13 protein-coding genes are annotated in these 14568 nt (G+C 36.2%); 3 read left to right on the top strand and 10 right to left on the bottom strand.

The genetic code is table 11. The features are described 5' to 3' along the window. Positions 1-17: 17 nt before the first annotated feature. From def to RCJ96_RS05180, 8 genes are all read right to left on the bottom strand, one after another. Positions 18-488, bottom strand: coding sequence for a peptide deformylase (gene def, locus RCJ96_RS05215; protein ID WP_000279468.1), 471 nt, complete (start codon positions 486-488; stop codon positions 18-20). Positions 489-499: 11 nt separating this feature from the next. Then, complete coding sequence (gene priA, locus RCJ96_RS05210; protein WP_000666727.1) at positions 500-2905, bottom strand: primosomal protein N'; 2406 nt, start codon at positions 2903-2905, stop codon at positions 500-502. Then, positions 2902-4107 (bottom strand): bifunctional phosphopantothenoylcysteine decarboxylase/phosphopantothenate--cysteine ligase CoaBC, encoded by a 1206-nt coding sequence (gene coaBC, locus RCJ96_RS05205; RefSeq protein WP_416503904.1) that lies wholly within the window; start codon positions 4105-4107, stop codon positions 2902-2904. Before coaBC ends, priA begins: the two co-directional genes overlap by 4 nt. Before the next feature lie 172 nt (positions 4108-4279). Further along, positions 4280-4492: a DNA-directed RNA polymerase subunit omega gene (gene rpoZ, locus RCJ96_RS05200; RefSeq protein WP_000933970.1), complete on the bottom strand. Its 213-nt coding sequence runs from the start codon at positions 4490-4492 to the stop codon at positions 4280-4282. Between the two features lie 2 nt (positions 4493-4494). Beyond that, entirely contained in the window at positions 4495-5112 is a 618-nt protein-coding gene (gene gmk / locus RCJ96_RS05195) for a guanylate kinase (RefSeq protein WP_001257738.1), read from the bottom strand. Positions 5113-5125: 13 nt separating this feature from the next. Further along, complete coding sequence (gene remA / locus RCJ96_RS05190) at positions 5126-5389, bottom strand: extracellular matrix/biofilm regulator RemA (protein WP_001251458.1); 264 nt, start codon at positions 5387-5389, stop codon at positions 5126-5128. A 67-nt stretch (positions 5390-5456) separates the two neighbouring features. Beyond that, on the bottom strand, positions 5457-6332 hold the full coding sequence (locus RCJ96_RS05185) for a YicC/YloC family endoribonuclease (protein ID WP_000564125.1): 876 nt from the start codon (positions 6330-6332) through the stop codon (positions 5457-5459). Between the two features lie 100 nt (positions 6333-6432). Continuing rightward, on the bottom strand, positions 6433-9156 hold the full coding sequence (locus RCJ96_RS05180; RefSeq protein ID WP_001104746.1) for a calcium-translocating P-type ATPase, SERCA-type: 2724 nt from the start codon (positions 9154-9156) through the stop codon (positions 6433-6435). A gap of 105 nt (positions 9157-9261) precedes the next feature. Here RCJ96_RS05180 and RCJ96_RS05175 point away from each other — a divergent pair, with 105 nt between their 5' ends. Beyond that, on the top strand, positions 9262-10971 hold the full coding sequence (locus RCJ96_RS05175) for an Rqc2 family fibronectin-binding protein (RefSeq protein ID WP_000863254.1): 1710 nt from the start codon (positions 9262-9264) through the stop codon (positions 10969-10971). 49 nt (positions 10972-11020) lie between these two features. Here RCJ96_RS05175 and RCJ96_RS05170 read toward each other — a convergent pair whose 3' ends face one another. After that, the gene (locus RCJ96_RS05170; protein ID WP_270794505.1) at positions 11021-12202 is read right to left on the bottom strand and encodes a lysozyme inhibitor LprI family protein; all 1182 of its coding nucleotides are present in this window, start codon (positions 12200-12202) and stop codon (positions 11021-11023) included. 282 nt (positions 12203-12484) lie between these two features. Between RCJ96_RS05170 and RCJ96_RS05165 the strand changes: the two genes are divergently transcribed. Next, positions 12485-13555, top strand: coding sequence for a M24 family metallopeptidase (locus RCJ96_RS05165; RefSeq protein ID WP_074606264.1), 1071 nt, complete (start codon positions 12485-12487; stop codon positions 13553-13555). Positions 13556-13638: 83 nt separating this feature from the next. Continuing rightward, positions 13639-14163, top strand: a complete 525-nt coding sequence (locus tag RCJ96_RS05160; RefSeq protein ID WP_242304508.1) for a DinB family protein — start codon at positions 13639-13641, stop codon at positions 14161-14163. 29 nt (positions 14164-14192) lie between these two features. Here RCJ96_RS05160 and RCJ96_RS05155 read toward each other — a convergent pair whose 3' ends face one another. Next, a complete protein-coding gene (locus RCJ96_RS05155) occupies positions 14193-14561 on the bottom strand; it encodes a YoqO family protein (RefSeq protein ID WP_001208255.1) in 369 nt (122 codons plus the stop codon). Positions 14562-14568 lie beyond the last annotated feature (7 nt).

Below are 14568 nucleotides of genomic sequence, written 5' to 3'. Positions count from 1 at the left end.
ACCGCTCCTTTTAATACCTATTCTAATTCGTTTTCCTCATAATATCTTGTCACTTTCGATGTAAATAACACACCGTGTAAATGATCGATTTCATGTTGAATTGCACGCGCTAAAAACCCTTCTGCTTCTAGTAAAAATACTTTGCCTCGACGATTTTGCGCACGCACTTTAATATAATCCGCACGTTCCACTTCACCATAAAGTCCCGGGAAGCTTAAACAGCCTTCGGGACCTACTTGTTCACCACGTTTTTCTAATATCGATGGATTGATTAACTCAATTTTCCCAGTATCATCACCGATATCAACTACCGCCACTTGCAAGCTTACCCCTACTTGAGGCGCAGCTAAACCGACTCCGTCCGCAATTAACATTGTTTCATGCATATCTTTCAACAATTTCACTAACTTTTTATCAAAGTTAATTACTCTTTCACACGGTGTTTCTAACACTTCATTTGGATGCTTTACTATTTCTAAAACTGCCATATTTCCCTCCGCTACATTAACATTGTTGGATTAAAATCAATTGAGATTTGTAGCTCTTTTTGCATTTCTGCTTGATAATGTTCATTTACCATTTTGAGCACGTTCTTTAAGTTTGGTTCCCGTTTGTATTTTATCATGCATTGATAACGATATCTATCTTTTATCCTTGGAATTGCTGAAGCAACCGGTCCTAACACCATCGTTTGCTGCGAACAGTGCGTCCGTAAATGACCGACAATTTTTTCCGTCACTTGTACTGCCTTTAATAATTCTGGATGAGATACCGTCACAAGTACAACATAGTAATAAGGTGGGTATTGTCTCGTTCGCCTCATTTGCATTTCTTGATCAAAAAACACATCATATTGTTGGTTCTTTGCTAACTCTATACTATAATGTTCTGGCGTATACGTTTGAATTATAACTTCCCCTGGCAATTCATGTCGGCCTGCTCGTCCACTTACTTGCGTCAATAACTGATAAGTCTTTTCACTCGCCCGGAAATCAGGTAAATGAAGCATCGTATCAGCAGTTAAAACACCAACAAGCGTTACTTTCGGAAAATCTAACCCTTTTGCAATCATTTGTGTTCCAAGTAATATATCTGCTTTTTCTTCCCCGAACGCCTTTAATAATTTCTCATGCATCCCTTTACGACTCGTCGTATCTACATCCATTCGAATGACTCGTGCCTCTGGAAATAGTTTTGTAATTTCTTCTTCTACCTTTTGCGTACCTGTACCAAAGAAACGAATGTATGTACTTTGACAAGCAGGACACGCAGTCGGCATATTTTCTTCGTAACTGCAATAATGGCATTTTAAACGATGATTCATTTTATGATATGTCAGCGAGATATCACAATGCGGACATTGTACAACATACCCGCAATCACGGCACATAACAAATGTAGAATGACCTCTTCTATTTAAAAAGAGCACCATTTGTTCTTTCTTTTCTAACCGATCTGCTATTTTTTCATGCAGTGCCTTTGAAAACATGGAGCGATTCCCGTCACGAAGTTCTTCACGCATATCAACAATCTCTACTGTCGGTAAAGCTTGTTCGTTCATACGTTTTTCCATCGTCAGTAATTCATACACACCTTTTTTCGCTCTTGCAAACGATTCAAGCGTCGGTGTTGCACTACCAAGAACGATAGGGCATTTATGATATTGTCCTCTCCACACAGCTACATCCCTTGCATGATACCTCGGATTATCTTCTTGCTTGTAGCTCGATTCATGTTCCTCATCAATAATAATAATCCCTAAATTTTCAAAAGGAGCAAATACAGCTGAACGTGCACCAACTACGACTTTCACTTCTTTTCTTAAAATCTTACGCCATTCATCATATTTTTCTCCAACAGACAGCGCACTATGAAGAACTGCAACTTGTGAGCCAAATCTACCTTTAAAACGATCTACCATCTGAGGCGTTAGTGCAATTTCAGGAACAAGTACAATAGCTTCTTTTCCTTTCTCGAGCACCGCTGCTATAGATTGTAAATATACTTCTGTTTTTCCGCTTCCTGTAACACCATATAGTAAAAATGGATTGTAAGTTTCATTTGTAATTGATGATAAAATCGGTGTAATAACTTGCTTTTGTTCCTCAGTAAGTGGGAATGGTTTCGTTTGTTCAAAATCGTCATCGTCATACGGATTTCGGTACACTTCCACATACTTTTCTGAGAGTAGTCCCTTTTTAACAAGTGCTTTAATTGGAGCATCTGTTATTTGTAACTCTTCTGTTATTACTTTCAACGGTACACTTTTATAATTTTCCACAAAATAATAGAGGACATCTTGTTGTTTTTTACTTTTCAGTTCAAATGCTGCTAATTCTAATTTATCTTCTGGCAACTCCGGTTGAACGACTCTTTGTTTCTTCTTTTGTACTTTATCTTTTACTTGATAAACAACTTCAATCGTACCATGTTTAATTTCTTGTTGAATCGTGCGGTATAGCTGTGGCTGCGTCTCAATCGCTTCCCAATCTATCGCTTCTTTGTCCTGAAATAAAAACAGTAGTTCAGGTGCTACTTCTTCTTGTTTACGAAGTTGTAGACGTTTTTTATATGTTGCTTTTATCGCCGTTGGAAGCATAACTTGAAAAGCTGAAATCATATAACATAACGTTTCACTTGTAAGCCAATACCCTAGCTTTAACAACTCTTCATTTAAAACGGGTGTTACATCTAAAATTTCATGAATTGTCTTTAACTTCTTACTTTCTACTTCAACCGAATCTTTAATCCCAATAATAAAACCTTGCAATTTCCTTGGGCCAAACGGAACTACTACACGCATGCCTGTCTGGACAATATCTTCCCATTTTTTAGGGATAATATAATCAAATGGTCGATCTGTCTGACGTGCAGGTACATCAACAATTACACTTGCAAATTTCATAGACGATCATCTTCTAACATCATTTCAATTTGCTTTAATATTTCACGAGCAACCTCTTTCTTCGTTAAAAGTGGCAACTCTATAACTTCTCCATCTTTTCTATACATTGTTACAATGTTCGTATCTGTACCAAATCCAGCTCCTTGCGCCTTTACGTCGTTTGCAACAATCATATTCGCATTTTTCTCACGTAATTTTTTCGTTGCATATTCCTCTACGTTTGTCGTTTCAGCTGCAAAACCGACAAGTAACTGTTTGTCCTTCATCTCACCTAACGTTTTTAAAATATCTACTGTTCTCTCTAGCTCAATTACAGCATCGCCATTTTTCTTTTTCATTTTATTATCATGAACGTATTTCGGGCGATAATCTGCAACTGCTGCTGTTTTAATAACAACATCTACGTCTTCATAATGTTGAATAACCGCCTCTAACATATCTTGTGCAGATTCCACTTGCACCGTAGTTACATGTAATGGTGGATGTAATGCTGTCGGTCCCGAAACGAGTATAACATCAGCACCTAAGTTCGCTGCCACTTCCGCAATCGCATATCCCATTTTTCCAGAAGAAAAATTGGTCATAAAACGAACTGGATCAATCTTTTCACGTGTTGGACCAGCAGTTATTAATATTCTTTTTCCATGCAATGGTTTTTGTTCTGAAAAAGCCTCTTCTAACCGTGCGATAATCGCTTTAGGTTCTTCTAATCTCCCTTTCGCTACATAACCACACGCTAAAAAACCTTCTCCGGGCTCAATAAATGTATATCCTAACGTTTTTAACGTCATCATATTTTTTTGAACAATTTTATTTTCATACATATGCACATTCATAGCAGGTGCAATCCACACTGGGGCTGTAGTAGCTAACAAAGTAGTTGTAATCATATCATCTGCAATACCGTTAGCTAACTTTCCAATACAATTGGCTGTAGCAGGTGCAACAAGTACAACATCTGCCCAATCTGCTAAATCGATATGAGCAATAACAGCTGAGTCTTTCTCATCGAATGTATCCGTATATACATCATGGCGAGAAAGCGCTTGGAATGTAAGAGGTGTAACAAATTTCATTGCCGACTCACTCATCATTACTTTTACAATAGCACCAGATTGTGTCAATTTACTCGTTAACGCAGCCGCTTTAAAGACCGCAATGCCTCCTGTTACACATAAAAGTATCTTTTTCCCTTTTAGCATATGGCTCGTCCTCTTTCTTTTTCAAACTTATAATACTGAAACAAGATTATCAGCTCATCAGTATCAATATTTCTTCCCTACCGTAAAAAAATAACAACCTACTTGTAAATAGGTTGTTACCGTTACATAGAAAATTATAAAGTCTATGTTTTAAATTGTCGAAGACAAAGTCTTATTCAGTTACTTTATCTTCACTTGGTACGTAGCTTAACGCTTCCATATCGATTTCTTCTAATGCTTTACCTACACATTTATGAGAAACTGGTTTTTCTACAACACAGTTATTAGCAAGTTGCATTTCGCGCGCACGTTTTGCAGCCACTGTTACAAGTGTATATTTAGAATCGATTTTTGTTAATAATGAATCAATTGATGGATTTAACATAATTATAGACCCTCCGTCATTTCTTTATAATATTTTGCTACTCTTTCGCGGCGGCAATGTTCGCCAACCACAATTGCTTTAATTCTTTCACAAGCTAGTTCAACTTGGTCGTTTTCTACAACGTAGTCGTAAGCGTCCATCATATCAATTTCTTCTTTCGCTACCGTTAAACGATTTTCAATAACATCTTCAGTTTCTGTACCACGACCGACAATTCGGTTCTTTAGTTCAGATAAACTTGGAGGTGCTAAGAAAATAAATACACCTTCTGGGAAAGCTTTCTTAACTTGAATTGCTCCTTGCACTTCAATTTCTAAGAATACATCTTTTCCTTCTTGTAATGTTTTTTCAACATAGTCAATTGGTGTTCCGTAATAATTACCTACGAACTCAGCCCACTCAAGTAATTTTTCATTACGAATCATTTCCTCAAATTCTTCTCTCTCTTTAAAGAAATAATCCACACCATCCACTTCACCTTCACGTGGCTTACGTGTCGTTACTGAAATGGAGTACTGAAAACGTGTATCCTCATGACTAAACAGCTCTTTTCGAACCGTTCCTTTACCAACCCCAGAAGGTCCTGAAAGAACGATGAGCAATCCTCTTCTACTTCTCATAAATATGTAAAACCTACCCTTCCTCACTTAACTCTTCTTTATTATTCAAACGATGTGCAATCGTCTCTGGCTGAATTGGACTTAATACAACATGCCCATCATCCATAACAATAACCGCCCTTGTTTTTCTCCCATACGTAGCATCAAGCAAAGCATTATGTTCGCGTGCTTCCTGTACTGTTCGTTTAATAGGAGCTGACTCCGGACTTACAATAGCAATAATTCGATGAGCAGATACAATATTTCCGTATCCAATATTTAAAAACCGCATGGCCATAGTTTGCGCCTCCTAGTAAGTCTATCCGATTTCTCCACCACGTATAACTTTATATATTTTTTGAAAGCTACTCAATATTTTGTACTTGTTCACGAATTTTTTCAAGGTTATTTTTCATTTCTACAACATATTTTGAAATTGTTAAGTCATTTGCCTTAGAACCAATCGTATTAATTTCTCTATGCATCTCTTGCACGATGAAATCCATTTTCCTTCCAACAGGCTCTTCAATCTGCAGTGTTTCACGGAATTGTTCTAAATGACTTTGCAAACGAACTAACTCTTCGTGAATATCACAACGCTCAGCAAAGATTGCAACTTCTGTTAGCAATCTTTGTTCATCTAGATCTTGATTATGTAATTCCTTTAAGCGATTTTCTAATCGTTCACGATATTTTTGTGTAACAATTGGTGCATGCGGAATAATAGCATTTACACAATTATGAATCTCTTGTAAGCGATACGCTATATCTTTATGTAATCGTTCTCCTTCGCCATCTCTCATCGTTTTTAACATATGAGCAGCTTGGCGAACAGCCTCATATAAACTGTTCTCAAATTGTTCATTTACGTTTTCTACCTCTTCAATCGCTGTTACTTCTGGCATTGCCATTAATTGCTCGAGTGTAATAGAATCTTGTAATTGAAATTTTCCTTTTATATCTTCCATAATTGATTGGTACTGCTCAAGAAGCGACCAATTCACACTTAATTTTCTTTCAACAAGCCCTTCACCCGCTATACTAATAGACACTTCAATACGTCCACGGCGAACTTGCTGTGCAATTATTTTACGAATTTTGTCTTCAAATACCGTCATTTGCTTCGGTAGTCGAATACTCATCTCTAGAAAACGGTGGTTCACCGATTTCATTTCTACTGTAATTTGAAAAGTATCACTCTCTACTTTCGACCTTCCAAATCCTGTCATACTACAAATCATTTTTTATCACATCCAAGCCATGAAATAACTCAATGAAAAAGGTAATAGAGACAAGGCTCTACTACCTTCTGTAAATTATATCACATTTTCATATCATTGACTATTTCAAGTTTAATCCCTTCTTATATAATATTGGTTTTTCCTTCTTCCCCTTTTTCCCTGTTAATAAAGAGCCTACTAATAAGAAGGTCGGAATTGACGATAAACCTCCAATTAACAACCAATCTCTCGCTTGTATTGGCATCGTGCTAAAAATCGGTTGTAACGGTGGATAATATATAACGACTAGCATGAGTAGTAATGAAATGATAACCGCTCCTACTAAATACACATTTCCAAACGGATTGCGGTGGAAAACAGAATGCTCACTTCGGCAATCAAATACATGAATCAGCTGAGCAAGTACCAATGTTGCAAACGCTACAGTTTGTGCATATTTCAGTTCATTTGGATGTTGATTATACGCAATAATAAATGCTACTAGCGTCACTGCCCCAATTAGAAAGCCACGACTTATAATTTTCCAGGCAAGCCCTCTAGCAAATACCCCTTCTTTCGGATGACGCGGCGTTCTCTTCATCACGTCTCCCTCGGCCTTATCCAAACCTAACGCCATCGCCGGTAAACCGTCAGTAACTAAATTCACCCATAAAATTTGAATTGGAACCATCGGCAGCGGTAGTGCAAGTAACATGGCAAATAACATGACCAAAATTTCTCCAACGTTCGATGCTAATAAATAACGAATAAACTTACGTATGTTCTCGTATATATTTCTACCTTCTTTAATTGCTGATTTTATCGTAGCGAAATTATCGTCCAGCAATACGAGAGATGAAGCTTCTTTTGCAACATCTGTCCCTGTAATTCCCATCGCTATCCCAATATCCGCAGTTTTTATAGCCGGAGCATCGTTTACTCCATCACCTGTCATCGCCACTATATGCCCTTTATTTTGCAACGCCTTAACAATTTTTAATTTATGTTCTGGTGATACACGAGCAAATACATACGTATCTTCTACAACATTTTCTAATTCTTCTACATCCATAGTTGCGAGTTCTACCCCTTCAACAACGCGTCCACCTGGTGGTAAAATGCTTAATTGTTCTGCAATCGCCATTGCAGTCACTTTATGATCACCTGTAATCATCACTGTTCGAATACCAGCTTCTCTGCACTCTTTTACTGCCTGCTCTACTTCTGGTCTTGGCGGATCAATCATTCCTTGTATTCCAACTAACATAAAATCTTTTTCAACGTCTCTTTCATGTTCAATTGAGTCTGTTACTTTTAAAGGCTTAAAAGCAACTGCAATTGTTCGAAGTGCTTGACTACCTAAGCTATGAATAGCCGCCTGTACTTCTTTTCTATACAACTCACTTAATGGTTGCTGCTTATCCCCCCATAAAATCGTTTGACTCATTTGCAGAAGGACATCTGGTGCTCCCTTCGTAACGACAAACTTTTTCCCCTCTCGATCTCGTACAATAACACTCATCATTTTTCGAGTTGAATCAAACGGAAATTCACGAATAATTTCAAATTTCCCTTTCAGCGCCTCACGCGTTATCCCCGCTTTCATTGCTGCAGCTACAAGCGCCCCCTCAGTTGGATCTCCATCTAATACATACGCCTTTTTCTTTTGAATAATATTTGCGTTATTACATAGCGAACCAAATGTAAGTAGTTGATAAAGTGATTTCGTCTTAGCTGGATTAATTTCTTTTTCACCTTTCATAAAAGAGCCATTAGGTTCATACCCTTGGCCTGTCACTTTCCATAATTCTCCACCTGACCACATATGTGTTACCATCATTTTGTTTTGCGTCATCGTTCCTGTTTTATCAGAGCATATGACAGAAGCACAGCCTAACGTTTCTACTGCTGGTAACTTCCTTACAATTGCTCTCTTTTTTATCATACGCTGTACACCAAGCGATAAAGCTACTGTAACGATTGCTGGTAACCCTTCTGGAATAGCAGCAACAGCTAGCGACACGCCAGCTAAAAACATATGATATACTTCATTCCCTTGATACACACCAGCTAACACGACAAGCGCTGTCAAAATAAGAGCCACAATAATTAATATTTTTCCAAGTTGCTCTAATCTTCTTTGCAATGGTGTTTCCATTTGCTCTGCATTTTGCAACATATTTGCAATTTGCCCCATCGCTGTATTCATACCCGTTGCTACAACGACTCCTGTTCCAGACCCTCGTGTAATCATCGTACCCATAAAAGCCATATTTTTTTGATCACCAATTGAAACATCTTGCCCTTGCAACGCTTCTACTTTCTTCTGCACTGGAACTGACTCTCCTGTTAAAGCTGATTCTTCAATATATAAACTCGACGCCTCAACAAGACGTACATCAGCTCCAATACGATCGCCACTAGAAAATTTAATAACATCACCTAAAACGAGTGCTTTAGACGGTGCCTTTACCCACTTTCCATTTCGCAGTACAGTTACTTGTGGGGCGGCTAGCTCTTTTAAAGCTTCCAAGGACTTTTCAGCCTTTCTTTCTTGAAAAAATCCGAGAATACCATTGATAATAACAATTGCCACAATCGCAATAGAATCAATGTATTCCCCTAAAAAAGCCGAAACGATTGTTGCACCAAACAAAACAAGCACCATAAAATCTTTAAATTGCGCCAAAAATACCATTAGTGCAGAAGGCCTTTTTGCTTCATCTAGTTCATTTGTACCAAATTTTTTTATTCGCCCTTCTGCTTCTTTCTCTGTAAGTCCAACCTTCACATTCGTATTCGTTCTTTCTTCCACTTCATGTGCACGCATTCCATACCAGTTCATCCTGCTATCGACCTCCTGATTCCAGACATACTCTATTGAAAGCTTATTCAGCCTCGTCCAAAAAAATGCTATAATTAACTTTTAGTTAGAAAGGAGTGTTCATTTATGGCATTCGATGGATTATTTACAAGAGCGATTACACATGAAATTGCAAATTCTCTTTACACGGGAAGAATTTCAAAAATATATCAACCTTCAAAATACGAGATTTTATTACATATTCGAGCAAACGGAAAAAATCAAAAACTGATTCTTTCCGCTCATCCGACATATGCACGTTTACACTTAACAAATCAAAATTATGATTCACCTGCACTTCCGCCAATGTTCTGTATGCTTCTTCGTAAGCATTTAGAAGGTGGATTCATTGAAAAAATTGAACAAATTGATTTAGAGCGTATTATTCAAATTACCGTTCGTAGCAGAAATGAAATTGGTGATGAATCGCTAAAAACATTAGTAATTGAAATTATGGGACGACATAGTAACATCATTTTAGTAGACACAAAAACAAACAATATTTTAGATAGCTTAAAACACGTTTCCTTAGCAGTAAACCGACATCGAACTGTATACGCTGGAGCTGAATACATTGCACCACCAGCACAACATAAAATTAACCCACTTCAGATCGAAACAAATGATGAATTTATTAGACCGTTAGACTTTCTATCTGGAAACATGGATAAACAGCTAGTCGGAACCTTTACCGGAATATCACCGTTATTCGCAAAAGAAGTAGTGAAAAAAGCAGGTATGGTAAATGAAAAAGCATTAGCTGACGCATTTTTCTCCATACAAAAACCATTATTAACTCATACATATTCACCAACAATGACTACTTCAAATGGGAAAGAATTCTTTTATCTTTTCCCTCTTGCGCACTTAGCTGGAGAAGACAAGACATTCTCATCTGTTAGTGAATTGCTAGACCGTTTCTTTTTTGGAAAAGCAGAGCGTGACCGTGTAAAACAACAAGCTCATGATTTAGAGCGCTTTATGCAAAACGAAAAAAATAAAAATGAGAAAAAACTCATTAAACTAGAAAAAACATTACAAGATGCTGGAAAAGCAGATAAATATCAACTATTTGGAGAACTACTTACAGCCAATATGTACGCTTTGAAAAAAGGCGATAAAGATATTGAAGTCGTTAACTATTATGATGAAAATGGTGGAACTGTAAAGATCGCATTAGATCCTTTAAAAACGCCATCTGAAAATGCACAACGCTATTTCCAAAAGTACCAAAAAGCGAAAAATTCCGTTGTTGTTGTAGAAGAACAAATTGAAAAAACAAAGGAAGAAATTCTTTATTTTGATAGCTTACTTCAACAAATGGAAGCTGCTTCTTCAAAAGATATTGAAGAAATTCGTGAGGAATTAGCTGAAGAAGGTTATATGCGCAATCGTAAAACGAAAAACGGAAAGAAAAAGCCTACTAAACCAGTATTAGATAAATATGTAGCAAGTGATGGCACAGAGATTTTCGTCGGTAAAAACAATAAACAAAATGATTATTTAACAACGAAATTTGCCCGTCGTGATGAAATTTGGTTACATACGAAAGACATACCTGGCTCTCACGTTGTCATTCGTTCTTTAGAACCGGCTGAAGAAACTTTACTAGAAGCTGCAAAAATTGCTGCCTATTACAGTAAAGCAAAAGAATCTAGCTCTGTACCCGTTGATTTCACAAAAATACGCCATGTAAAAAAACCGAGTGGTGCAAAACTTGGTTTTGTTACGTACGACAATCAGCAAACCGTATATGTTACACCGGATGCTGATACTGTAATGAAATTAAAAGCTTAAATATAAAAATGCGTTGCTCATAAGCAACGCATTTTTATATTCGTTCCAACTAGTTCATATACCCATTCACTAATTCATAACATCTTTCTTTTGTCATCTTGTATTTCTCCTCTGAAGCATCTATACGTCTCATCGTCCCGTTATTTGTATCAGTACCAATTGCTTTAACCTTACTTTCCTTTTCTTTAACCCACGCAATTTGTTTCGTTTTTAATGACTGAAATGCATCAGGGGACATCGTATTTTTTAATATACTGTAAATTTCATTTAGTTTATTATCCCACAGTTCATAATTTCCTTCTATTTCATTTACTATGTCATTTGTTGACATGACATTTGTATGTTTTTCTTGGTTTTCTAGAGCCGCTAACTCATTTAAAACTTTAGTTTTACCTACTGCTGACGAAGTTTCTTTTTTAGTCTGCTTCTCTTCTTTAGAAATAGCATGCGTACTCATGCTATTTTCCTTAATGTTTTCGTGTTCTTGACTATTATTTTCTTTCGTTTCTTTTTCCTGCTTTTGCTCATCTAAATCATATGTAATAACCGATGTTTTTGCATCTACAGCAATTAATCTAGCATTTTCTTTAAAAATATATTTTTTGTCACCACTGTTCTCCTCTTTAACAAAATCGACATTCTTAAAGCCTCGAATTTTCAGAAACTCACTAGCTTCTTCCTTCGTAAGTTTTAAGTCTCTCGGTGTATGCGATGACCATTTATCCATTAACCATTTTCCATCTTTATAAACGAAAATAAATTCCCATATCTCTGCTTCATTTCCCATATCATTTGAAGGTATAATCGTTTCAATCGTTAAATTTTTATCTTTCTGTGTATACGTTAATCTCATTTCTGGTTCAATATTAATAGGGAATGGCAACATATCTGTCTCTCTAGATCTATTAAATGTTTCAAGCGAATTAGGAAGCTGGTTCTCTACAAATTTTTCTGTAACTAATCCCTTAACTCCTTTTTTCGCTGTCGCCAAATCTCCAGGATTATTTCGACTCCATCCATTTTCTTTTTCCATCTCACTAAATGCATTTGCTATTGCATCTACACTCTTTCTTACAATCTTTTTCACTTCTTTTTCTGTCACTTCTGGGGCTTCATCAAGCTGTTCAATCGTTTCATTTGCTTGAACTTTGATTTCACTTTTTTCACACCCTGTTACAACTAGCATGCTAGCAGCAAAGCAAAATGACATGACTTTACTTAATTTCTTCATATACTCACATTCCTTATTCCTATTTATTCGTTACGCACCTTTATCTACAAGAAAACATAACGACCTCTTATTATACCAATTATCACCATTTATTTATACAAAAAATATAATATTAGAATTGAAAGATTATAATATGTAAGTTTACATTACTGTATAAATTTTTGACATCCTCATTTTATATTTGTCTAGTTTTTTTGACACAAAACTCCCTCTTCTCTTTTATTGTCAATAAGTATATTGGCACAATTTTTGCTTTATTAAATATAAAAAGGAGGCATTAAAATGAATATAAGAATAACTAATATCCAAAAACAACTACATAAGTACAGAATTGACGGGTTACTTATTACAAAAAAAGAAAACCGCCAATATGCAACAGGCTTTACAGGTAGTGCTGGCGCCGTCTTAATCTCTGCCGATCAAGCTGTTTTTATAACAGATTTCCGCTATGTAGATCAAGCAAAATCACAAATAAAAGATGCTGAAATTATTATGCATAAAGGAAATTTAGAGGAAGAAGTTGCAAATCAAGTATCAAAATTAAACATTCAAAAACTCGGAATTGAAGAAAACAACATGACATTGCAACAATATAAAAACTTGCAAAAGTACGTACAGGCGGAAATGATTCAAGTGTGCGAAATTATCGAAAATATTCGTATCATTAAAGACACGCCTGAAATAGAAAGAATGAAAATTGCAGCTAATATTGCGGACGAAGCATTTCACCACATTCTTACGTTTCTAAAACCAGGAATAAGTGAAAATACTGTACGAGATGAATTAGAATTTTTCATGCGAAAAAAAGGTGCTACATCTTCATCATTTCAAATTATTGTAGCTTCTGGTGTTCGTTCTTCCCTTCCACATGGAGTTGCATCAAATAAAATAATTGAACGAGGCGACATCGTTACATTAGATTTCGGTGCACTTTACGACGGATATTGTTCCGATATAACACGTACTGTAGTAATCGGGGAACCATCAGAAGAATTCAAAAAGATATACAATATTGTACTTGAAGCATTAAAACGCGGGACTGAAGCAATTAAGCCTGGAGAAACTGCGAAACGTATCGATGATATAACGAGAAACTACATTACTGAGCATGGATACGGTCAATATTTTGGACATTCTACTGGTCATGGTCTTGGATTAGAAATTCATGAACCTCTCCGCCTATCCCAAGAAAGTAAGGCTACTTTAGAAGAGGGTATGGTCGTTACAGTTGAACCAGGTATTTACATACCGAACTGGGGCGGTTGTAGAATTGAAGATGATATTGTCATTACAAAAGACGGATATGAAGTTATTACAAAATCAAATAGAGAACTAATTGTAATCCCTTTTTAATATTTCGAAATTTCCAACAGGATTTTTTCTCTGCACATAGAATTCCTTCTCTGGAGTATTCGTTTCAAGAGGGGAAATTGTAATTGAACTTTGTAATAGATAAAATCGATAGTTTACATCCTGAATTTTCCAAACTTGTTTCCATGATGAATTATGCTCGCTATACAACAATGCAAGGGATGGAAGATTTAACAATGGAAGAACTTGATTATTTATATAATGAGGAAGCAAATTCAATCGGCATGCTATTATATCACATGGCTGCTGTTGAATTTTACTACCAGATTCATACTTTTGAAGACCGTGAACCAACGGAGGCCGAACTAGAAAGATGGTTACCTGGCCTCGAGTTAGAAGCTCATGGACGCGAGAAAATAAAAGGAAACTCTATAGAATTTTATATTGATACATTACAAGAAGTACGTTCCAAAACGAGTGAAACATTCCAATCGTTACCTGATGAATGGCTGTTTAAAACGACAGACTTTTGGTATGACAAACAAGCAAATAACTATTTTAAATGGTTTCACGTATTTGAAGATGAGATCAACCATCGCGGACAAATTCGTTTAATTAAAAAGATGCAAAAAGCTCATTCAATAAAATGAGAAAATGCCACCAAATAAGGTGGCATTTTCTATTCGTTAGCGAATAACTTTTCATTTACTTTTTTAGCGACTAGCGCTACCACTATTAAAATGCATATTAAATATAGCAATTTCGCAAAAAATAACCACCCTTGAAACATTACAATTCCATCTATTATTTCATTTCCCTTCAGTAACAAAAATGGAATCGTGCTAATTATAATAACAAACTCGATACTGAAAACAATTTTCTTTTTTCGGGTATATGCTTTCCATTCTTTCCAGCGATACATAGGTGCAAAAATTAATACTCCTATACATAATATAGCTGGTATCCATTCACTTTTAAGAAATTGCCCTGAAATAACTGATAATAGTAAACAAACGAGTACACCATAATATCCTATTTTTTCTCTCATTCGTACT

The organism is Bacillus sp. BSL6 (genome assembly GCF_052928345.1).
Note: the sequence above shows the minus strand (reverse complement) of the source record. Positions and strands in the feature narration are given on the sequence as shown.

Excerpts from the sequence above, each read along its gene's own strand:
- def (WP_000279468.1), bottom strand. The coding sequence starts at position 488 with ATGGCAGTTTTAGAAATAGTAAAGCATCCAAATGAAGTGTTAGAAACA.
- priA (WP_000666727.1), bottom strand. The coding sequence starts at position 2,905 with ATGAAATTTGCAAGTGTAATTGTTGATGTACCTGCACGTCAGACAGAT.
- coaBC (WP_416503904.1), bottom strand. The coding sequence starts at position 4,107 with ATGCTAAAAGGGAAAAAGATACTTTTATGTGTAACAGGAGGCATTGCG.
- rpoZ (WP_000933970.1), bottom strand. The coding sequence starts at position 4,492 with ATGTTAAATCCATCAATTGATTCATTATTAACAAAAATCGATTCTAAA.
- gmk (WP_001257738.1), bottom strand. The coding sequence starts at position 5,112 with ATGAGAAGTAGAAGAGGATTGCTCATCGTTCTTTCAGGACCTTCTGGG.
- remA (WP_001251458.1), bottom strand. The coding sequence starts at position 5,389 with ATGGCCATGCGGTTTTTAAATATTGGATACGGAAATATTGTATCTGCT.
- RCJ96_RS05185 (WP_000564125.1), bottom strand. The coding sequence starts at position 6,332 with ATGATTTGTAGTATGACAGGATTTGGAAGGTCGAAAGTAGAGAGTGAT.
- RCJ96_RS05180 (WP_001104746.1), bottom strand. The coding sequence starts at position 9,156 with ATGAACTGGTATGGAATGCGTGCACATGAAGTGGAAGAAAGAACGAAT.
- RCJ96_RS05175 (WP_000863254.1), top strand. The coding sequence starts at position 9,262 with ATGGCATTCGATGGATTATTTACAAGAGCGATTACACATGAAATTGCA.
- RCJ96_RS05170 (WP_270794505.1), bottom strand. The coding sequence starts at position 12,202 with ATGAAGAAATTAAGTAAAGTCATGTCATTTTGCTTTGCTGCTAGCATG.
- RCJ96_RS05165 (WP_074606264.1), top strand. The coding sequence starts at position 12,485 with ATGAATATAAGAATAACTAATATCCAAAAACAACTACATAAGTACAGA.
- RCJ96_RS05155 (WP_001208255.1), bottom strand. The coding sequence starts at position 14,561 with ATGAGAGAAAAAATAGGATATTATGGTGTACTCGTTTGTTTACTATTA.